This is a genomic window from Actinomadura sp. NPDC000929 (genome assembly GCF_040492065.1).
Classification (GTDB): domain Bacteria; phylum Actinomycetota; class Actinomycetes; order Streptosporangiales; family Streptosporangiaceae; genus Spirillospora; species Spirillospora verrucosospora.
In genome coordinates this window covers 1-20,402 of the sequence record NZ_JBEUPA010000149.1, presented here as the reverse complement: position 1 = coordinate 20,402, position 20,402 = coordinate 1, and the positions used below count along the sequence as shown (strand labels likewise).

Here is a 20,402-nt window from a genome sequence, read left to right as displayed (position 1 = left end):
AGGCACTGGCTTTTAACACGCTGTTGAGTTCTCAAGAAACGGACACCCACCGCGCCGAACCCCGCTCTCGCGGACCCCGGCTCCGGGGCAACCCTGCTAACTTACCAGGCGCATCCTCGTTGTCAAGTCGATCTGCGAAGATCTTTTTGACCGTCGAAGGTGTGCCCGTCCCCCACGCGACGACACGACACCAAGCCAGAGACTCGGAGAGATCGTTCCGTGGGAGGCGCCCTGCGGGCCGGCCACCTTGCGGCGTCCTGCATCCCGTCCGGGCTTGTCCTTCAAGAGTACCCCGGTGCGCAGAACGCTGCGAACCGTTTTCCTCTGTCAGTGTCCCCCGGGGCCGTCCGCCTGTCGGCGTCCCGCATCCCCTTGGGGCACCACAGAGATTAGGCAGCCTCGGAGGGCCCGTCAAATCGAGACCGGCCACCTGTTCGTCCCTTCACCGAAACTCCCAGGTCACGCGCGGTTCAAGTCACCGGCGTCACCGGCCCGTCAGCGTCACGTCAGCGTCCGCCCACCGGTGTCCGCGTGGCATCAGCGACGTGGCCCACGGTGGTGACCGTCACAGCGAAGGACCTACGGGAGGCACTCAGATGGACGATGTGATCCGCGCGGAGGGGCTGCGGAAACGGTTCGGGGACACGAAGGCCTTGGACGGAGTGGACATCGCGGCCCGCCGGGGGACGGTGCTCGGGGTCCTCGGACCGAACGGTGCGGGCAAGACCACCGCGGTGCGCGTGCTGGCGACGCTGCTGAAGCCGGACGCCGGACGCGCCGAGGTGGGCGGGTTCGACGTGGTCAAGGACGCGGTGCGCGTCCGGGCGAAGATCGGGCTGACCGGGCAGTACGCGTCGGTGGACGAGGAGCTGACCGGCTTCGAGAACCTCGTGATGATCGCCCGGCTGCTGGACTTCGGCCGCGCGGAGGCGAAGGCGCGGGCGCGGCGGCTGCTCGACCGGTTCCGGCTCACCGACGCGGGCGGCCGCGCCGTGAAGACGTACTCCGGCGGGATGCGCCGGCGGCTGGACCTGGCGGCGAGCCTGATCAACCACCCGGAAATCATCTTCCTGGACGAGCCGACGACCGGCCTGGACCCGCGGGCGCGCAACGAGGTCTGGGACACGGTCCGGGAGGTCGTCGCCGAGGGGGCGACGGTGCTGCTGACCACGCAGTACCTGGAGGAGGCCGACGCGCTCGCCGACCGGATCGCGGTGTTCGACCAGGGGCGGGTCATCGCGGAGGGCACCTCCGACGATCTGAAGGGGCGGATCGGGCGGCGGACGCTGGTGGTCCGGGCGGCCGAGCCGTTCCGCGCGGCGCAGCTCGCCGCGATCGTGGCGGAGCTGACCGGGGAGCGTCCGGAGGTCCAGGAGGCCGCGGGTCTGGTCACGGCGCCCGTGCACGATCCGCGCCTGCTGTCGGTTCTGGTGCGGCGGCTGGACGAGGCGTCCATCGTGGCGTCCGAGCTGGCGTTGCGGATGCCGAGCCTCGACGAGGTGTTCCTCACACTGACGGGCCACCACGCCGAAGAACCCACGCCCGAACTCGTTCCCGAGGGAGCCTGACATGACCGCCATCACCGTTGACAGCCGTCCGTCCGCCGCAGAACCGCCCGCGCGCATCAGCATGAGAAGGACGTTGCGGCACGGCCTGACGCTGGCGTGGCGCAACGTCTCCCAGTTGAAGCACTCGCCCGAGAAGCTGCTGGACACGACGCTGATGCCGATCGTGTTCCTGCTGCTGTTCCTGTACGTGTTCGGTGGCGCGGTGGCCGGCGACACGCATTCGTACCTGCAGCAGCTGCTTCCGGGGCTCGTCGCGCAGATGGCGATGTTCGCCACGATGGGGCTCGGGACGGCGCTGAACGAGGACATCCACAAGGGCGTGTTCGACCGGTTCCGGAGCCTGCCGATCGCTCGTTCGGCGCCGCTGCTCGGGACCGTGCTCGGCGACACGGTCCGGTTCATCACCGTGATGACGGTGCTCGTGGCCTTCGGGTCGGTCCTCGGTTTCCGGTTCCACACCGATCCGCTGTCGGTGATCGCGGCGTTCGCGCTGGCCTACGTCTTCTATCTGGCCGTCTGCTGGATCTCCGTGCTCGTGGGGCTGGTCGCGCCGACGCCGGAGACGGTGCAGGGGCTCGCGTTCATCTGGGTGATGCCCCTGACGTTCGGCAGCAGCATCCTCGTGCCGGACACGTCCACGATGCCGGGCTGGCTGGAGGCGTGGACGAAGGTCAACCCGATCACGCACCTGGCGGAGTCGGTGCGCGCGCTCACCGTCGGCGGCCCCGTCGGCAACCACGTCTGGTACACGCTCGCCTGGGCGGCGGGGATCGTCGTCGTCACGTTCCCGCTGGCCATGCGCATGTACTCGCGGAGGGCCTGACGTCCGGCCTCGCCTCCGAACGCGCGTCGCCCCGGGAGAGTCGGTCTCCGGGGCGACGCGCCTTTCCGGTGCCGAACGACCGCCCGGAGAGCGCATGCGATCAGAGCAAGGTGACCAGTCCGTCCGCCTGGTCGAAGACGTCGTCCCGGGTGACCCGCCGCCCGCGCTCGTACGCGGCGGTGAACGCCTCCTCGCCGAGGACGCCGCGGACGAGCGACAGAGTCCGGCCGACGTCGTAGCTCCCCGCGTCGCCGTAGCCGCGCAGGTTGTGCGCCGTGCCCAGCAGCTCGGCGGCGCGCGCGTGCTTCCCACGCGCGGCGGCGTAGGCGGCGACGCCCTCGACGACGTCCGCCACGGTCGGGTTTCCCAGCAGCACGTCGTTCTGCAGATCGCTCAGCGCCTGGACGTGCCAGCGCTTCGCGGCCTCCAGGTCGCCGTCCTCCTCCGCGAGGCAGCCGAGGCGGCTGTGCGTCTTGCGGACGGCCTGCGCGAAGTCAGGACGATGCCCGCGCGACTGGACCCACGCGCACGCGCGATCGGCATGAAGGCGCGCGGCCCCGCGGTCACCCTCCTGCAAGGCGAGCTCGCACAGCAGAAGAGACGAGGTCGCGGCTTCGGCGAACTCGCCGACCCGCTCGGCCTGCGCCATGGCCTGTTCGAGGTCGCTGTGGGCGCGCGCGATATCGCCCCGCCGGGCGCGCACCCGTGCGAGGTGGGCGAGCAGCGTGGCGCCCTGCTCGGGACTGACTCCGCCCGTGACGTAGCCGTACGCCTCCTCGCCGAGGCGGAGCGCCTCCGTCAGGTCGCCGCGCGCCACGGCGGCCTGCATCATGCCGCTCAGCGCGACGATCATTCCGAACCGGTCGCCCAGCTCGCGGAACCGCGCGTAGCCGTCGGCGGCCTGCTCGGCGGCGTCGTCGATCTGGCCGGTGTTGATGCCCATGTGCCCGAGGATGACGCGGACGACGGCCCGCACCCACGGGTCGGCGTGCTCCCGGATGCGGTGGAGGCTGCGCCGGATCCCCTCGACGTCGCCGCCGAACATGGCGGCCCCGGTCTCGGCGAGCGCGAGCACGGGATGCGCGGGCGACCCGGGGACGACGCTCAGGGTCCTCTTCACCGCCGCCTGCATCGACTCCCTCGTCGGCCCGGCCACATCGGTCAGCTCGGTCACGAGGGTGGCGAAGACGACGCACAGCGCGTACGCCTCCTCCAGGCCGGGAGGCGCGGCGCCGCCCGCCATGTCGCGGACGACGACCGTCCACCCGCCCGACTCCCGCTCCATGTCGCGCAGGATCCAGAACCACACCAGCCCGGCCACGAGCCGCAGGGCCGACTCGACGTCGCCGGTCTCGGTGACGTGCCGGAACACGACGCTGAAGTTCTCGCGCTCGGCGGCCAGGCGGGCGGACCAGACCAGCTGGTCGTGGCGGCGCAGCTCCGGCTCGGCCCGCTCGGCGAACTCGACCATGTAGGCGGCGTGCGCGTCGCGGACGCGGCGGGTCTCGCCGGCCTCCTCCAGCCGCTCCCCCGCGTAGACGCGGACGGTCTCCAGCAGCCGGTAGCGGACCTCGGCGTCGCCGTCGGCGATCACCAGTGACTTGTCGATGAGCGCGGCGATCACGTCGATGACGTCCCGCGGGTCGGGGGCGTCCGGAGCGTCGAGGCCGCACACGCGGACGGCGGCGTCCGGCGTGGCGCCGCCGGCGAACACCGAGAGGCGGCGCAGGACGGTGCGCTCCTCCTCGTCCAGCAGATCCCAGCTCCAGTCGACGACGGCGCGCAGGGTCCGGTGCCGGGGCAGGGCGGTGCGGCTGCCGCCGGTCAGCAGCCGGAACCGGTCGCCGAGGCGGGCCGCGACCTGTCCGGGGGTGAGGGAGCGCAGCCGGGCGGCGGCCAGCTCGATCGCGAGCGGGATCCCGTCGAGCTCGCGGCAGATCGCGACCACGTCGGCGACGCTGCCCGCGTCGACGGCGAAGCCGGGACGGACGGCGGCGGCGCGGTCGGCGAACAGGCGGACCGAGGCGTAGCCGAGGGCGTCGGCCGGGTCGGCGGCGTCCTCGGCCGGCAGCGGGAGGGACGGCACCGAGCACAGCGACTCGCCGGTGATGCCGAGCGGTTCGCGGCTGGTCGCGAGGACGCGGACGCCGTCGGCGTGCGCGACGACGTGGTCGACGAGCCGCGCGACGGCGTCGATGAGGTGCTCGCAGTTGTCGAGGACGAGCACGGTCCGCTTGGCGGCGAGGAAGTCGGTGAGCCGTTCGAGGGGCCGCACCGCCACGCGGGTCTCGGCGGGGCGGACGGTCTCGGGGACCGCGAGCGCCGACAGCACCGCGTGCACGACGTCGCCCGGGTCGCTGACCGGGGCGAGCGGGACGAACCACACGCCGTCCGGCATCTCGTCGACGAGCGCGGCGGCGCTCTCCCCCGCCAGCCGCGTCTTGCCGGCGCCGCCGGGGCCGGTGAGGGTGACCAGGCGGGTCTCGCGGAGCAGCTTGCCGACCCGCTGCGACTCCTCCTCCCGGCCGACGAAGCTGGTGAGCTGAGCGGGCAGGTTGGTGCGCGCGGGCCGCGGGGCGGCGGGCTCGGTCGGCGGGGCCGCCGCCTCGCGCCGGAGGATCGACAGGTGGACGGCGGCCAGCTCCGGGGACGGGTCGACGCCGAGCCGGTCGGCGAGGGCGCGCCGCGTCTCCTCGTACACCTCCAGGGCGTCGGCCTGGCGTCCCGCCGCGTAGAGGGCGCGCATCAACTGGCCGCGCAGCCGCTCGCGCAGCGGGTGCGCGGCGGCGAGGGGCTCCAGTTCGGCGACGGGCGGGACGGGGAGCCCGGCGGCGATCTCGGCGTCGACGCGGTCCTCCACGGCGGCGAGGCGGAGTTCCTCCAGCCGCGCGATGGTCGGGAAGGCGAAATCGCTGTCGGCGACGTCGGCGAGGGCGGGTCCGCGCCAGAGGGCGAGCGCCGTGCGCAGGCCCTCGGCCCGCGCGCAGGGGTCCTGCTCCGCGCGGGCGGCGGAGACGCCGCGCTCGAACGCGACCGCGTCGATCTCGGCGGGGTCGATCCCGAGCCGGTAGCCGGCCGGACCGTGCTCGACGATGTCGCGCCCGGCGACGCCGCGCAGCCGGGAAACGAGCGCCTGGAGCGCGTTCCCGCCGGGCGGGGCGCCCTCCCACAGGTCGTCGAGCAGCCGCTCGGCCGACACGGGACGGCCCGCCTCGGCCGCCAGCCGCACGAGGAGGGCCCGCAGCCTGCGGCCGGCGACCTCGACGGGCCGCGCCGCCCCGTCCCGCACGTCGAGCGGTCCCAGGATGCCGATGCGCACGATGGCCCCCTTCCCGGGAGCCATTGTCCCCGATGTGTGGATCCCGCGAGCCGGGTACGGATTCCCTATGCCCAGAGCACAGATCAAGGACGAGAAGAAGTACCAGGAGCTCCGCGACAAGGGCGAGAGCAAGGAGAAGGCGGCGCGGATCGCCAACGCGTCCGCGAACCAGGGCGAGAAGACGATCGGCCGCAAGGGCGGCAAGAGCCCCTCCTACGACCACTGGACGAAGGACGACCTCCTCAAGCGCGCCCGCGAGATCGGCGTCGAGGGCCGCTCCTCGATGACCAAGTCGGAGCTGGTCAAGGCGCTGCGCGACCACTAGAGACGCCCCGCCGAGGACGGCGAGCCGCGCACTCGTCCCCCCGAACGAAGGAGAGCCCATGAACGCGGTCGTCGACACCGCGCGCAAGCAGAAGGAGGAGTACGCGGCCGGGGAGGACCGGCCGCTCGGCTCGTACCTCGGCACGCTCGCCGTCTACGGCCTCACCACGGCGACGCTGGCGCTGCTCGGGCGCCGCCTCCGCGACCGCACCCCGGCGATCGGCCTCGCCGACCTGGCGCTGATGACGGTCACGACGCACAAGGCGTCCCGGCTGATCACCAAGGACCCGGTGACGAGCCCGCTGCGCGCCCCGTTCACCCGCTACTCGGGGACGGCCGGCCCGGCCGAGCTGTCCGAGGAGGTGCGGGGCAAGGGGGTCCGGCACGCCGTGGGCGAGCTGATCACGTGCCCGTTCTGCACCGCCCAGTGGGTGGCGACGGCGTACGCGGCGGGGCTGGTGTTCGCCCCGGACGCGACCCGGCTCGCCGGAGCCACGATGACCGCGGTCGCCGGGTCGGACTGGCTCCAGCTCGCCTACGCGCGGCTCCAGAAGTCCGCCGAGGGCTGACGTCCCAACCGAAACGTTTGTCACAGATACGGGGGGTACGGCCAACCCATGGATCTGGCATTCCTCAAAACGCTCTACCAACGGCCGGGACCGTACGCGTCGGTGTACGCCGACCTCACCCGGACCACCGAGGACGCGTCCAAGGCCGCGGAGCTGCGGTGGCGGGCGCTGCGCTCGGAACTGGAGGCCCAGCACACGCCGGACGCCACGCTCCGGGCGATCGAGCAGACCGTCCAGGACGACATGGCGCGGCGCCGCTCCGAAGGCATCGTGATCTTCGCGGCGGACGGCGAGGTCGTGCACAGCGACCGCCTCCCGGGCCCGCCCCGCGGCACGCGCGCCACCCTCGCCCCGCTCCCCGACGTCCTGCCCTACCTCGTCGAGCGCGGCGAGCGGTTCCCGCACCTGCTCGCGGTGGTCGACCGGCGCGGCGGCGTGATCGACTGCGTCACCGCCGACGGGAAGCACGAGCGCATCGACGTGGACGGGGACGAGGACTACCCCATCCGCAAGGTCAAGGCGGGCGACTGGAACCAGTCCCGGTTCCAGCGCTCCTCGGAGAACGTCTGGAAGCTCAACGCCAAGAAGGTCGCCCACGAGATCGACCGGGCCGCGGAGCGCTGCGGCGCCGAGGCCGTCGTGATCGCCGGCGACACCCGCGCCCGGACGGCCGTCCTGGAGGAGGTCTCGGACCACGTCCTGGAGCACACCGTCGAGGCCGACAAGAACACCACGGTCGACGACCCGGACCTCGACGCCGAACTGCGCCGCCTCCTGCAGCTGAAGTCGACCGAGCGCATCATGACCGTGGCGGCGCGCTTCGACAGGGAACTCGCCAACGGGCAGCGCGCCGTCTCCGGACTGGACGCGACGACGGAGGCCGTGCGGCAGGCCCGGGTGGAGACGCTCCTGCTGGCGGACGAACCGGATTCGCAGGCCCGCTTGTGGGTGGGCCCCGATCCGTCCCAGGTCGCCACCACCGCCGAGGAGCTGCGTGAGGAGTTCGGCGTCGCCGACCCCCGCGAGGTCCGCGCCGACGCCGCCCTGGTGCGAGCGGCCGCCGCGACGGACGGCGAACTCGTCGTCCTGCCCACGAACGGCCAGGCCCCCACTCTGCACGTGGGCGCCATCCTGCGTTTCACGGCCTGAGAAACGAAAAGGAGTGGCGCCTTTGGCGACCACTCCTGAGTCGTTCGTGGAGCTATGGGGATTCGAACCCCAGACCTCCTCCATGCCATGGAGGCGCGCTACCAACTGCGCCATAGCCCCTCGCGAGGAAAAGCTTAGTGCACGTTGGGAGCGGTTGGGACGCGCGGGCCGCGGAGGGGCGACCCTCCGCGGCCGGCGCGCGGGTCAGGGCCTCTTCGAGGTGTAGACGTACCAGTGGTCGTTGACCGTCGGGACGTGGACGGTCAAGCTCTTGAGCCACTCGACCGAGCCGAGGGACGTGTCGCTCTCGACCTTCTTGCCGTTGTCGTCGGTGTACTCGGTGTGGACCTCGTTGGTGTACTTGTCCTTCTGATCCCTCTGCTGCTTCGCGATGGAGCACAGGGTCCGGCCGAGGTCGGGCTGGTTCGGGAGCAGCTTGAACGAGGACAGCACGTTGAGCGCCTCGGCGCAGTCGTCGACCTGGTTGGCCTCCGAGTCGGGCGGCGGAGCGGCCTGCACGGGAGCGGCCGCCGCCGCGACGGACGCTCCGGCGACCGCTGCGGCCAGCAGCATCCTCTTCCCGGTGAACCGGCTTCTCATGGGGTCAACCCTCATCTCGATCATGCATCGCCATGTGAGGGCCTTCCCGCATGATCGACAAGGTGAAGCGCGGGCGGAGGAAAGGTAGCCGCCGCCATGGTGAAGGCTTTGCGTCAGCCCCACCCGAGGCGTTCGCCGACCTCGTCGGGCGCGTAGCCCCGCTGCCCCCCGTCGCCGATCCAGACGATCCCGTCCGCCTGCGCAACGGCCCCGACGGCGTGCTCCTGCGGCATCCGCGGCTGGATGGCCAGCCGCACCTCGGCGCCCGGATCGAACCGGCGCAGCTCATCGATGAGGTCGGCCACGGTGACCTCCCGCGGAGCCCCCCTGCGGTGTCTTCCCATACCCCGCATGAAACCATCCCCCGCCCCCGCCCAGACCGCCCACAGCAAATCCACACCACCCCGCAGACGCCCAAGAACCTCAACCACAAGGGGGGCGAGGGGCAAAGCCCCAAATCACCAACAGCAAGCCACACCAACCGCAGACGCCCAAGAACCTCAACCGAGAGGGGGCAAGGGGCGAAGCCCCAAATCACTAGGAGCAAGCCGCACCGACCCGCAAACGCCAAGAACCTAAGCCGGGAGGGGGCAAGGGGCGAAGCCCCAAATCACCAGGAGCAAGCCGCACCGACCCGCAGATGCCCAGGAACCTGAGCCGGGAGGGGGCGTGGGGGCGGAGCCCCCACATCGGGGGTCTGGGGGTCGCCCCCCAGGCAGACATGAAGAAGGGAGTCCCGGCCCACGCTTTCCGTGGGCACGGTCCTCCCAACTCCGTTCGTGGAGCTATGGGGATTCGAACCCCAGACCTCCTCCATGCCATGGAGGCGCGCTACCAACTGCGCCATAGCCCCGCCGCCGCGTGGACGTTCATCCCGCGGCGCCCAGCCAGTGTATAGGACGGCCGGGGCTGGTCTCGAATCGTTTGGTCAGGTGCCGGCGTCGGGGCGGTCGTCGCTGAGGACGGGTTCGGGGAGGGTGCCGGCGTTGTGTTCGGCGAGGCGCCAGCCGCCGTTGCGCATCTCGGTGATGACGGACCAGCAGCAGTTGGACAGGCCGCCGAGGCGTTCCCAGGTCTCTTCGGGGAGGCCGAGGAGGTGGGACATGCCGAGCCGGAGGGCGGCGCCGTGGGAGGCGACGACGAGCTGGCCGGTGGGCTCCAGTTCGTCGAGGGCGCGTTCGAGCGCGGAGCCGACCCGTTTGGCGACCTGGGCGCTGGTCTCGCCGCCGGGCGGCTGCCAGGCGGCGTGCTCGGCGGGGTAGCGTTCGCGGATCTCGCGGGAGGTGAGGCCTTCCCAGGCGCCGCCGTCGCGTTCGATGAGGTCGCGGTCGTAGCCGACGGGCAGTCCGGTGACCTCGGCGAGGGCCTGGGCGGTGTCGGCGGCGCGGCGCAGCGGCGAGGAGAGCAGCGCGGTGGGGCGAAGGCCGGCGAGGAGCCGGGCGGCGCGCTGGGCCTGGGCGACGCCCGTCTCGTCGAGAGGGATGTCGGTCTTGCCCTGGAAGCGGCGTTCGACGTTCCAGGCGGTCTGGCCGTGTCTCCAGAGGACGAGGCGGCGTCTGCCCGGTTCGCGGGCGGGGCGGGCGTCACTCACTCGGGCTCCCGACGGCGCGGGCGCGCTGGGCCTGGTGGGCGGTGACGCTCTCCGGCAGGGCGATGAGAGGGCAGTCTTTCCAGAGCCGTTCGAGGGCGTAGAACATGCGGTCTTCTTCGTGCTGGATGTGCACGATGATGTCGGCGTAGTCCAGCAGGACCCAGCGGCCCTCGCGTTCGCCCTCGCGGCGGACGGGCTTGGCCTCGGCCTCCTCGCGCAGGCGCTTCTCGACCTCGTCCACGATGGCGCGGACCTGGCGGTCGTTGGGGGCCGAGCAGAGCAGGAACGCGTCGGTGATGACGAGCTGCTCGCTCACGTCGTAGGCAAGAATGTCGTCGGCCAGCTTGTCGCCCGCCGCCTCGGCGGCGATCCGGACGAGCTGCGCCGCCCTCTCGGATGCGGTCACGATGCGCTCGCGATCCTCCCTGTAGGGGTCGTCTCCGCTCCCACCTTCTCATGGGCGGCGGACGATCGACCTCTTTGTTGTTGTTCGACCGCAATGGCAGATGCGGCCCCGTTCCCCGTCCAGAATATGTGGCCGCGGCGCCCGTCAGGCGGCGGCGCGGTAGAGCCCCCGCTTGTTGATGTACTGGACGATCCCGTCCGGGACGAGGTACCAGATGGGTTCGCCGCTGCCGACGCGTTCGCGGCACTCGGTGGAGGAGATCGACAGGGCGGGCACCTCCATGAGGGAGACGCGCCCGTCGGGCAGCCCGGGGTCGGCGAGCCGGTGGCCGGGGCGGGTGACGCCGACGAAATGGGCGAGTTCGAAGAGCTCGTCGGTGTCGTGCCAGGTGAGCATCTTCTCCAGCGCGTCCGCACCGGTGATGAAGAACAGGTCGGCGTCCGGGCCCTGGATCTCGCGCATGTCGCGGAGCGTGTCGACGGTGTAGGTGGCGCCGGGCCGGTCGATGTCGACGCGGCTGACGGAGAAGCGCGGGTTGGACGCGGTGGCGATCACGGCCATGAGGTAGCGGTCCTCCGCGGCGGCGACCTTGCTCCCCTCCTTGTGGGCCGACAGGCCGGTGGGCACGAACACGACCTCGTCCAGGGAGAAGAAGTGCGCGACCTCGCTGGCGGCCACCAGGTGCCCGTGGTGGATCGGGTCGAACGTGCCGCCCATGATCCCCATGCGCCGCTTTTGCGTCATAGCGACGACAATAGCCAGCCGGTCCGCGTCCGGAACCTCCGCCCCCGGCGGCTCAGGCCAGGCCGGGCAGCGGCGGCCCGCCGTCCTCCCAGGTCACGACGCGGACGGCCTTGCCCACCTCCACCCTCGGCACGGTCCCCTCGGGCAGGACCGCGACCTCGGCGGTGAGGCCGAGCGTCTCGTACAGGGCGTGGACGAGCGCGGCCCGCGGATCGCCGGAGAGGGCCTCACAGGCGACGATGAGCCGCGCGGTGGGGCTGCGCCGGTCCACGACGAGCTGGTAGTGCGGCCGGACGAGCCCGGAGCCGAGCAGGACCCGCTCGACCTCGCTCGGGTACACGTTCACGCCCCGGACGACGATCATGTCGTCGGCGCGGCCGAGGATCTTGCTCATCCGCACCAGGGTCCGTCCGCAGGCGCACTCGCCGCGGGTGAGGGACGCGATGTCGCCCGTCCGGTACCGCAGCAGCGGCAGCGCCTGCTTGGTCGGGGTGGTGAACACGAGCTCGCCCGGAACGCCGTCCTCGACGGGGACGCCGGTGGCGGGGTCGACGGCTTCCACGACGAAGTGGTCCTCGTTGACGTGCAGGCCGTCCTGCTCCAGGCATTCGGTGGCCACCCCGGGCCCGATGATCTCCGAGAGCCCGTAGACGTCCATCGCCTTGATCGGCAGGACGTCCTCGATGGCCGTGCGCAGCTCCTCCGACCACGGCTCGGCGCCGAAGAGCCCGGCCTTGAGCGACGTCGGCTCGACCCCGGCCTCGGCGACGGCCTCCCCCAGCCGCAGCGCGTACGCGGGGGTGCAGGTGAGGATGTCGGGACGGAGGTCGGCGAGCATGCGCACCTGCCGGTCGGTCATGCCGCCCGACATCGGCACCACGGTCGCGCCGAGCGCCACCGCGCCCTGGTGGATGCCGATCCCGCCGGTGAACAGCCCGTACCCGTAGGCGTTGTGGACGATGCTGCCCGGCGACGCCCCCGCGCACGACAGGGAGCGCGCGCACATCGCCGCCCACAGGTCGAGGTCGGCCCTGGTGTAGGCGACGAGCGTGGGGCGTCCCCGCGTCCCGCTGGACCCGTGCACGGCGGCGACCTGGTCGCGCGGCACGGCGAGCATCCCGAACGGGTAGTGGTCCCAGAGGTCCTGCTTGGTGGTGAACGGAAGGTCCCGCAGCCCCGCGAGCGTCACGTCGGCCCCGCGCCCGACCCCGGCCTCCCTGAGCCGCCGGCCCTGCACGCCGCCGGCGGCCAGGAGCCGGTCGACCAGCCCCCACACCCGGTGCCGCTGCAGCGCGGCGCGCTCGTCGAGGGACATCGCCTCGGCCTTCGGGTCGAACATGGCTGCCTCCCGGGCGCGGCCGGAGCCGGACGCGGCTCCCGCGGCGGGGAACCCTGCGGCAAAGTGGATCGTCGGAACTACCATGCCAGACATGACGGAGAACACACCGGATCGAGCACGTACGCGGTTCCCGGGGATCAGTTCCCGGGCCTACGAACACCCGGCGGACCGTTCGGCGCTCGTCGCGCTGCGCTCGCTCTCCGGGTTCGACGTCGTGCTGCGCAAGCTGTCGGGGCTGGTCAACGAGCGGTCGCTGCGGCTGATGTTCCTCGGCGGGACGGTGCGCGTCGGGGAGGACCAGTTCCGCCACATCTACGACATGGTCCGGGACGCCTCCTACATCCTGGACATGCCGGAGGTCCCCGAGCTCTACGTACGGCAGGACCCGACGCCGAACGCGATGGCGCTCGGGTCCGACCACCCGTTCATCGTGCTGAACACCGGCCTGATCGACCTGCTCGACGAGGAGGAGCTGCGCTTCGTCGTCGGGCACGAGGTCGGGCACATCCTGTCCGGGCACGCGGTGTACCAGACGATGATGCAGATCCTGCTGCAGCTCGGGGCGCGGCTGGCGTGGCTGCCGCTCGGCAACGTCGGCATCGCGGCGATCATCATCGGGCTGCGGGAGTGGTTCCGGAAGGCGGAGCTGTCCTCGGACCGGGCCGGGCTGCTCGCCGGGCAGGACCTCGACGCGGCCAAGCGGGTGAACATGAAGCTCGCGGGCGGGACGCGGCTCGGCGAGATGAGCAGCGAGGCGTTCCTGCAGCAGGCGCGCGAGTACGACGCGGCCGGCGACGTGCGGGACGGGCTGCTGAAGTTCATGAACCTGCTCGGGCAGTCGCACCCGTTCGCGGTGATCCGGTTCGCCGAGATCGAGCAGTGGGCGCGCAGCGGCGAGTACGACCGCATCCTGGCCGGGGACTACGCCCGCCGGGAGGACGACGGCAACGCGTCGGTCCGCGACGGGATCAAGGAGGCCGCGCAGTCGTACCGCGAGTCGTGGGAGCGGACGGCCGACCCGTTCGTGGGCAAGGTCCGCGACATGGCCGACGCCGCGGCGGGGGCCGCCGGCGGGCTGTTCGACCGGTTCACCCGGCGCGACAACGGGCCCACGTCCGGCAACTGACCAGGCCGGGCCAGGGCCGCCGCGACACGGACGCGGCGGCCCTTCGCCGTTCTCAGAAGGGGGCGGGGACGAGGAGCTCGACGTTGCGGTCGGCGGCCTCGCCGCGGCGGTTCTCGTCGCGGTCCTGCCAGTCGTTGCCCGACAGTTCGCGGGACAGCGACGCCAGCCCGACCGGGTCGGTGAGGCGGCCGCCGTAGGAGGCGGGCCCGGCGGAGTCGAGGACCGTCGCGAACACCGAGAGGGTGCCGTCGCCGTTGTCGGCCAGCTCGACGATGCGGCTCTGCTGCGGGAAGTCGATGTGCGCGGCCGTGTTGACCTCCCAGAAGCCCCCGCCGCCCTTGCGCGCGTGCGGGATGACCTGGTTGCGGTGCGTGTGCCCGTTCACCCACAGGACGACGTTCGGGTAGCGCAGCAGGAGCGCCTCGACCTCGTCGCCGAGGACGCGGTCGCCGCCGAGGGGGTTCTCCAGCGAGCCGATGGGGTGGTGGCTGAACAGGACGAACAGCCGGTCCTTCACCGCGCGCTTCACGACCGTGCCGTCCGGGGCGATGGAGCGGCTGCTGCCCGCCTTGAGCTGCGACTCCAGCCACGCGAGCTGCTTCCGGTCGAGCGAGCCCTCGGAGTAGCCGTTGGGGTTGACGGTGTCGAGGACGAGGCCGCGCACGACGCCCTTGTCGAAGGCGTAGTAGGCCGTTCCGTCGCGGAGGTTGGCGAGGGTGAAGCCGTGGCCGCGCAGGGACGCGGTGGTCTTGAAGTGCTCGGCGACGACCTCGGCGCGCGACAGCATGCGGCGGTCCGGGTCGGGGGTCACCGGGCGGAACAGTCCGCCCGCGCCGCCCTGCTCGCGGCTGAGGCGGACGAGTTCGGCGGCGTCGCCCCGGCTCATCATGCGGGCGAGGCGCTCGGCCTGGCCGGGGTCCGCCGGAGCGCCGATCTTGATGCCGCCGGTGGCGAGGCCGGAGACCAGCGGGTTGACCGGCAGGTTGCCCTGGACGAGCCCGTCGTGGTTGCCGAACGCGGCCAGCCACGGCGCGTCGAGCCCGGTCGCCTGGAACGGGCGGCGCGCGGCGTCGATCAGGCCGTGCACGCGCGGGAAGCCGTACCTGGTGGTCGGCAGGTCCGCCTGGGCGCCGGGCGGCGGGCCCTCGGGGTGCCAGAACGAGCGGTCGTAGGACGCCCAGTCCATGACGCCCTCGTAGCGGTTCGGGTCGCCGGAGTCGGGGCGGATGCGCCCGCCGTCCAGCAGGTCGATGATCCAGCGGAGCTCGTTGTACTGGACGTTGTCGGCGGCGTCGCCGGTGTTGATGGTGAAGGCGAGGCCGAGCCCGGTCGCCGGTCCGCGCCCGACCCGGTTCACCGCCCGCACCATGGCCTCGGCGACCTGCGTGGACAGGATCTCCTGCGGCCGGTAGGCGCCCTCGACCGGCAGGACGTCCAGGCCGTCCTTGAGCCGGTCGACGAACTCGACGCGGGCCGGGGACTGCGCGTCGACGATGTGGACGTCGGTGAGGTGGCCGAACGCCAGGACGCCGCGGCGCGTGGCGGCCCGCCGCGCGGAGGCGGCGCCGCCGAGGTCGCGGCGCAGCAGGTGCGGCTCACCCGGACCGGTGGTCACCTTGCGGTACCCGCCGGCGCCCGCGGCGCCGAGCAGGTAGGTCCGGTCGAGGGTGGTGCCGGCGGTGGGACCGCGCAGCGCGGGCGCCGCGGCGGCGGGACGGGCGGGGAAGGCCGCCAGTCCGGTGGTGGCGATCCCCGCGCCGAGGGCGGCGTCCCGCAGGACGCGGCGGCGGCTGTACTGACGAGTCACAATCGTGAATCAGACCACACCCGCACACGTGACATCAATGGCAAAAATGTCACAAATCCGGAGCTCAGCCGCGCACGTGCCCTTCCCCGGTCACCACGTACTTGGTGGACGTCAGCTCCGGCAGCCCCATCGGGCCGCGGGCGTGCAGCTTCTGCGTCGAGATGCCGATCTCCGCGCCGAACCCGAACTCCTCGCCGTCGGTGAAGCGCGTCGAGGCGTTCACCATCACGGCCGCCGAGTCGACCAGCGCGACGAACCGCTTCGCGGCCGGCTGGGACGTCGTGACGATCGCCTCGGTGTGCCCCGAGCCGTACCGGCGGATGTGCGCGACGGCGTCGTCGAGGGAGTCGACCACGCGGGCGGCGATGTCGAGCGAAAGGTACTCGGCGTACCAGTCGTCCTCGGTCGCCTCCACGACGTTGGCGCCGAAGGAGCGGATCCGCTCGTCGCCGTGCACCGTGACACCGGCGCTCTCCAGCGCCTCCAGCGCGCGCGGGACGAACGTGTCGGCGATGTCGGCGTGCACGAGGAACGTCTCGGCGGCGTTGCACACCGAAGGACGCTGCGTCTTGGCGTTCAGGAGGATGTCCAGGGCCGTGTCGGCGTCGGCGGCGGCGTCCACGTACACCGCGCAGTTCCCGACGCCCGTCTCGATCACCGGGACGGTCGACTCCTCCACCACCGAGTTGATCAGCGACGCGCCGCCGCGCGGGATCAGCACGTCCACCAGGCCGCGCGCCCGCATCAGGTGCTTCACCGACTCGCGGGACGTCCCCGGGACGAGCTGCACCGCGTCCGGCGGGACCTCGGTGCCGGTGAGCGCGCCCTGCATCACCTCGACCAGCACCGTGTTGGAGTCGTACGCCGACGACGAGCCGCGCAGCATCGCCACGTTCCCGCTCTTGAGGCACAGCGCGGCGGCGTCCACGGTCACGTTCGGGCGGCCCTCGTAGATGATCCCGACGACGCCGAGCGGCACCCGCACCTGGCGCAGCTCCAGCCCGTTCGGCAGGACGTTCCCGCGGACCGTCTCCCCCACCGGGTCCGGCAGCGCGGCGACCTTCCGGACGGCGTCGGCGATCGCGGCGATCCGCTCCTCCGACAGGCTCAGCCGGTCGATCATGTACTCGGAGGTGCCGTTGCCGCGGGCCCGCGCGACGTCGGCCTCGTTCGCCTTGACGATCTCCGGGGCGGCGGTGACCAGGGCGTCCGCGATGCGGTTCAGCGCCGCGTCCTTCGCCGACCGCGGCAGCGGAGCCAGCCCGGCGGCGGCCTCCCTGGCGCGCCGCGCCACCCGCAGGAACTCCTCGCGCTCGTCGCTCATCAGCAGGCTCCCGTCATCGAAGTATCACCAGATGGTCGCGGTGGATTATCTCGCGTTCGTACTCGGCGCCCAGCTCACGGGCCAGCCAGCGCGTCGAGCGCCCCATCAGCTCGGGGATCTCGGACGCGTCGTAGTTCACCAGGCCGCGGGCGACGACCGTGCCGGCCGTGTCGCACAGGTCGACCGGGTCGCCCGCGGCGAAGTCGCCCTCGACGCCCGTCACCCCCGCCGGGAGCAGGGACTTGCGGCGCCGCACGACCGCCTCGATCGCGCCCGGGTCCAGCATGACGCGGCCCTGGCCCGTCGTCGCGTGCGCCAGCCACAGGTTGCGGGTCGACATCCGGCGGCCCTCGGCCGGGTGGAACAGCGTCCCGACCTGGTCGCCGGAAAGCGCGCGCGCCGCCGACGCGGCGTTGGTCAGCACGACGGGGATGCCCGCGATCCTCGCCGCCTCGACCTTGGTGACCATGCCGCCGGTGCCGACCCGCCCGGAGCCCCCGAGCTCGACGTCCCGGAGGTCGTCCGGGCCGCGCACGTCGTCGACGCGGCGGCTCCCGGGACGGCGCGGGTCGCCGGTGTAGAGGGCGTCCACGTCGGAGAGCAGGACCAGCGCGTCCGCGCGGATCAGGTGGGCGACCAGCGCGGCCAGCCGGTCGTTGTCGCCGAACCGGATCTCGTCGGTCGCGACGGTGTCGTTCTCGTTCACGATCGGCAGGACGCCCATGGCGAGCAGCTGCGCGAGGGTCCGCTGGGCGTTGCGGTGGTGCGAGCGGCGCATCATGTCGTCGGCGGTGAGCAGCACCTGCCCCACCGTCAGCGCGTAACGGGCGAACGAGGAGGTGTAGCGGGCGAACAGCAGGCCCTGCCCGACGCTCGCCGCCGCCTGCTGCGTCGCGAGGTCGGGCGGGCGGCGGGTCAGCCCGAGCGGGCCGAGCCCCGCCGCGATCGCGCCCGACGACACGAACACGATCTCGGTGCCCTCGCCGCGGCGCGCGGCGAGGACGTCGACCAGCGCGTCGACGCGGTTCACGTCGATCGTGCCCTGCGGCGTGGTCAGCGAGGACGAGCCCGCCTTCACCACGATCCGCCGCGCCTTCGCGACCGCCTCACGCCCACTCATGACTCAGCTCCGCTCACGCCACTGCTCTCTACGGGAACGTCCCCACGTCCCCGGGCTATTCGCTCAGGACCAGCCGCTCAGGCGGCGGTCGGTGCCGCGCGGGCCCGACGTGCCCTCGCCCGCCGCGACCTCCGGCTCCCAGTCGAAGACGATCGAGTCGTCCATGGTGCCGATCAGGACCGTGGCGCCGGCGCTGGCGCCCGCCTGGGCGAGCGCGTCCTCCACCCCGAGCCGGGCGAGGCGGTCGCCGAGGTAGCCCACGGCCTCCTCGTTGGCGAAGTCGGTCTGGCGCAGCCACCGGACCGGCTTGGTGCCGGTGATCAGGTAGGTGTTGTCGCCGAGGGTCCTGACCTCGAAGTCGGTGTCCCCGCCGACCGGCTCCGGCCGGATGACGATGCGGGTGGGCTCCGCCGCCGGCAGCGAGGCGCGGTACTCCGACACCATCGCCGCCATCGCGAACGACAGCTCCCGCAGCCCCTCGTGCGACGCCGCCGACACCTCGAACACCCGCAGGCCCCGGGCCTCGAACTCCGGCCGCACCATCTCGGCGAGGTCGCGGCCGTCGGGAACGTCCACCTTGTTCAGGACGACGATGCGGGGGCGGTCCGACAGCGGGCGGTCGCCCAGCACCCGGTCGTAGGCCTGGAGCTCGCGCTCGATGACCTCGAAGTCGCTGACCGGGTCGCGGCCCGGTTCCATCGTCGCGCAGTCGAGGACGTGCGCGAGGGTGGAGGAGCGCTCGATGTGGCGGAGGAAGTCGAGGCCGAGGCCGCGGCCCTCGCTGGCGCCCTCGATGAGGCCCGGCACGTCCGCGACCGTGAACGTCGTGTCGCCCGCGCTCACCACGCCGAGGTTCGGGATCAGCGTCGTGAACGGGTAGTCGGCGATCTTCGGCTTGGCGGCCGAGAGCGCGGCGATCAGCGACGACTTGCCCGCGCTCGGGAACCCGACGAGCGCGACGTCGGCGACGCTCTTCAGTTCCAGGACGACGTCGCGCTCCTCGCCCGGCTCGCCGAGCAGCGCGAACCCGGGCGCCTTGCGCTTCGCCGTCGCCAGCGCCGCGTTCCCGAGACCGCCGCTGCCGCCCTTGGCGATCACGAACCGGGTGCCCTCGCCGACGAGGTCCGCGAGGACGGTGTCGCCCGACTTCACCACGGTGCCGTCGGGGACGGACAGGATCACGTCGTCGCCGTCCGCGCCCGTCCTCAGGCTGCCCTGGCCGGGCCTGCCGTTGCCCGCCTTGCGGTGCGGGCGCCGGTGGTATTCGAGGAGGCTCGCGGCGTTCGAGTCGACGACGAGGACGACGTCGCCGCCGCGCCCGCCGTTGGCGCCGTCAGGGCCGCCGAGCGGCTTGAACTTCTCCCGGTGGATCGAGGCGCAGCCGTTGCCGCCGTTGCCCGCCGCGACGTGCAGCACCACCCGGTCGACGAACTGCGCGCCCGATCCCGCTCCAGCGGCCACGGTGACTCTCCTCAGGAAAACCTTGGTAAGAACGGCGAAGGGGCGGACCGGAAACGGTCCGCCCCTTCGAACAAAAAGTCGCTGCCCCCGGCGGACTATTCCGCCGGCGGGACGACGCTCACCGCGTTGCGACCGCGGTAGCGGCGGAACTGCACCGCGCCCGCGACCAGCGCGAACAGCGTGTCGTCACCGCCGCGGCCGACGCCCGGGCCGGGGTGGAAGTGGGTGCCGCGCTGGCGGACGATGATCTCGCCGGCGTTGACGACCTGGCCGCCGAAGCGCTTCACACCGAGGCGCTGGGCGTTGGAGTCGCGACCGTTGCGGCTGGACGATGCGCCCTTCTTGTGTGCCATGAGACCGCTCTCCCTTACTTCTTGCCGGCCTTGATACCGGTGATCTTGACCTCGGTGTACGGCTGACGGTGACCCATCCGCCGCTTGTACCCGGTCTTGTTCCGGTAGTGCATGATGTTGATCTTGGGGCCCTTGACCGCGCCGAGGATCTCGGCGGTCACCTCGTAGCGGGCGAGGTCGGCCGTGCGGCTCACGACGTCGTCGCCGTCCACGACCAGCAGGGGCTGGAGCGTGATGGTCGACCCGACGTCACCGGCCAGCTTGTCGACGGTCAGCACGTCGTCGACGGCGACCTTTTCCTGCCTGCCGCCTGCGCGGACAATCGCGTACACCGCGGAAACCCTTCGTCTGCGCGCGCTTCCGGAGTGAACCGGTCCCACGCGTGGCTTACCAGCCCCCGGACGGGGGCCTACCCCCGGCACCGGGCCGAGGGCGGCACACCAGGAGGACCCTGGCGCTCTCTGCTGTGCCCCACCGGATCGATGAGGTGAGCACCGAACGATCCCCGGACGGGGCTCGCGGTGCGGATTCGGGCGACGCGCCGATGACGCGCCGAAGGTCAAGGGTACCGGATGCCCTGGCCGGAACGCGAACGCGTCCGGCCAGGGCCCCGCTACCGCGTCAGTCCGAGGACTCGCCGCCGTCGGCGGCCTGCGCCGCGGTCGCGCGGGGGCGCCGGGCACGGCGCCGGCGGGCGGGCTCGGCACCGTCCTGGTCGCCCGCGGGCGCGGACCCGTTGGACTCGCCGGCGGCCTCCACGGCGCCGTTCAGCTCGCCCG

The 20,402-nt window shown here is 72.4% G+C and carries 19 protein-coding genes and 2 tRNA genes; 6 read left to right on the top strand and 15 right to left on the bottom strand.

The features are described 5' to 3' along the window. Window positions 1-596 precede the first annotated feature (596 nt). Both ABWI04_RS34955 and ABWI04_RS34950 read left to right on the top strand, forming a co-directional pair. Window positions 597-1,568, top strand: coding sequence for an ATP-binding cassette domain-containing protein (locus ABWI04_RS34955; RefSeq protein ID WP_353835080.1), 972 nt, complete (start codon window positions 597-599; stop codon window positions 1,566-1,568). 1 nt (window position 1,569) lies between these two features. Next, on the top strand, window positions 1,570-2,391 hold the full coding sequence (locus ABWI04_RS34950; protein WP_345180789.1) for an ABC transporter permease: 822 nt from the start codon (window positions 1,570-1,572) through the stop codon (window positions 2,389-2,391). A gap of 100 nt (window positions 2,392-2,491) precedes the next feature. Here the strand turns inward: ABWI04_RS34950 and ABWI04_RS34945 are convergent, their stop codons facing one another. Further along, entirely contained in the window at window positions 2,492-5,710 is a 3,219-nt protein-coding gene (locus tag ABWI04_RS34945; protein ID WP_353835079.1) for an ATP-binding protein, read from the bottom strand. Window positions 5,711-5,777: 67 nt separating this feature from the next. On the opposite strand from ABWI04_RS34945, the gene ABWI04_RS34940 reads away from it, so the two are divergent. Genes ABWI04_RS34940 through ABWI04_RS34930 form a run of 3 tightly spaced genes read left to right on the top strand, consistent with a single transcriptional unit; the run spans window position 5,778 to window position 7,752 of the window. After that, complete coding sequence (locus ABWI04_RS34940; RefSeq protein WP_353835078.1) at window positions 5,778-6,035, top strand: DUF7218 family protein; 258 nt, start codon at window positions 5,778-5,780, stop codon at window positions 6,033-6,035. 58 nt (window positions 6,036-6,093) lie between these two features. Continuing rightward, on the top strand, window positions 6,094-6,603 hold the full coding sequence (locus ABWI04_RS34935; RefSeq protein WP_345180798.1) for a DUF1360 domain-containing protein: 510 nt from the start codon (window positions 6,094-6,096) through the stop codon (window positions 6,601-6,603). A 48-nt stretch (window positions 6,604-6,651) separates the two neighbouring features. Continuing rightward, complete coding sequence (locus ABWI04_RS34930; protein ID WP_353835077.1) at window positions 6,652-7,752, top strand: baeRF2 domain-containing protein; 1,101 nt, start codon at window positions 6,652-6,654, stop codon at window positions 7,750-7,752. A 47-nt stretch (window positions 7,753-7,799) separates the two neighbouring features. Here the strand turns inward: ABWI04_RS34930 and ABWI04_RS34925 are convergent. The 8 genes from ABWI04_RS34925 to ABWI04_RS34890 all read right to left on the bottom strand — a co-directional run bounded on the left by ABWI04_RS34925 (window position 7,800) and on the right by ABWI04_RS34890 (window position 12,432). Then, a tRNA-Ala gene (locus ABWI04_RS34925) sits at window positions 7,800-7,872 on the bottom strand. Window positions 7,873-7,956: 84 nt separating this feature from the next. After that, a complete protein-coding gene (locus ABWI04_RS34920) occupies window positions 7,957-8,352 on the bottom strand; it encodes a hypothetical protein (protein WP_345180802.1) in 396 nt (131 codons plus the stop codon). Between the two features lie 113 nt (window positions 8,353-8,465). Next, complete coding sequence (locus ABWI04_RS34915; protein WP_345180804.1) at window positions 8,466-8,657, bottom strand: hypothetical protein; 192 nt, start codon at window positions 8,655-8,657, stop codon at window positions 8,466-8,468. Window positions 8,658-9,132: 475 nt separating this feature from the next. Next, window positions 9,133-9,205, bottom strand: a tRNA-Ala gene (locus tag ABWI04_RS34910). A gap of 75 nt (window positions 9,206-9,280) precedes the next feature. Beyond that, window positions 9,281-9,943, bottom strand: a complete 663-nt coding sequence (locus ABWI04_RS34905; protein WP_345180807.1) for a histidine phosphatase family protein — start codon at window positions 9,941-9,943, stop codon at window positions 9,281-9,283. Continuing rightward, entirely contained in the window at window positions 9,936-10,349 is a 414-nt protein-coding gene (gene rsfS / locus ABWI04_RS34900) for a ribosome silencing factor (RefSeq protein WP_345180809.1), read from the bottom strand. The genes ABWI04_RS34905 and rsfS overlap by 8 nt, the downstream gene beginning before the upstream one ends. A 144-nt stretch (window positions 10,350-10,493) precedes the next feature. Further along, window positions 10,494-11,093 (bottom strand): nicotinate-nucleotide adenylyltransferase, encoded by a 600-nt coding sequence (gene nadD / locus ABWI04_RS34895; RefSeq protein WP_345180812.1) that lies wholly within the window; start codon window positions 11,091-11,093, stop codon window positions 10,494-10,496. A 52-nt stretch (window positions 11,094-11,145) separates the two neighbouring features. Further along, window positions 11,146-12,432 carry a phenylacetate--CoA ligase family protein gene (locus ABWI04_RS34890; protein ID WP_345180814.1) on the bottom strand — a complete coding sequence of 429 codons (1,287 nt, stop codon included), beginning with the start codon at window positions 12,430-12,432 and terminating at the stop codon, window positions 11,146-11,148. A 91-nt stretch (window positions 12,433-12,523) separates the two neighbouring features. Here ABWI04_RS34890 and ABWI04_RS34885 point away from each other — a divergent pair, with 91 nt between their 5' ends. Continuing rightward, the gene (locus ABWI04_RS34885; protein WP_353835076.1) at window positions 12,524-13,558 is read left to right on the top strand and encodes a M48 family metallopeptidase; all 1,035 of its coding nucleotides are present in this window, start codon (window positions 12,524-12,526) and stop codon (window positions 13,556-13,558) included. Window positions 13,559-13,610: 52 nt separating this feature from the next. On the opposite strand, the gene ABWI04_RS34880 is transcribed toward ABWI04_RS34885, so the two are convergent. The 6 genes from ABWI04_RS34880 to rplU all read right to left on the bottom strand — a co-directional run bounded on the left by ABWI04_RS34880 (window position 13,611) and on the right by rplU (window position 19,955). Continuing rightward, window positions 13,611-15,365 (bottom strand): TIGR03767 family metallophosphoesterase, encoded by a 1,755-nt coding sequence (locus ABWI04_RS34880; RefSeq protein WP_353835075.1) that lies wholly within the window; start codon window positions 15,363-15,365, stop codon window positions 13,611-13,613. Window positions 15,366-15,429: 64 nt separating this feature from the next. Then, window positions 15,430-16,689 carry a glutamate-5-semialdehyde dehydrogenase gene (locus tag ABWI04_RS34875; RefSeq protein ID WP_345180821.1) on the bottom strand — a complete coding sequence of 420 codons (1,260 nt, stop codon included), beginning with the start codon at window positions 16,687-16,689 and terminating at the stop codon, window positions 15,430-15,432. Between the two features lie 13 nt (window positions 16,690-16,702). Then, window positions 16,703-17,809: a glutamate 5-kinase gene (gene proB, locus ABWI04_RS34870; protein ID WP_345180823.1), complete on the bottom strand. Its 1,107-nt coding sequence runs from the start codon at window positions 17,807-17,809 to the stop codon at window positions 16,703-16,705. A 63-nt stretch (window positions 17,810-17,872) separates the two neighbouring features. After that, entirely contained in the window at window positions 17,873-19,270 is a 1,398-nt protein-coding gene (gene obgE / locus ABWI04_RS34865; RefSeq protein WP_353835074.1) for a GTPase ObgE, read from the bottom strand. 95 nt (window positions 19,271-19,365) lie between these two features. After that, entirely contained in the window at window positions 19,366-19,623 is a 258-nt protein-coding gene (gene rpmA, locus ABWI04_RS34860; protein ID WP_067640985.1) for a 50S ribosomal protein L27, read from the bottom strand. A gap of 14 nt (window positions 19,624-19,637) precedes the next feature. Then, window positions 19,638-19,955, bottom strand: coding sequence for a 50S ribosomal protein L21 (gene rplU, locus ABWI04_RS34855; RefSeq protein WP_179836635.1), 318 nt, complete (start codon window positions 19,953-19,955; stop codon window positions 19,638-19,640). Between the last annotated feature and the right edge of the window lie 447 nt (window positions 19,956-20,402).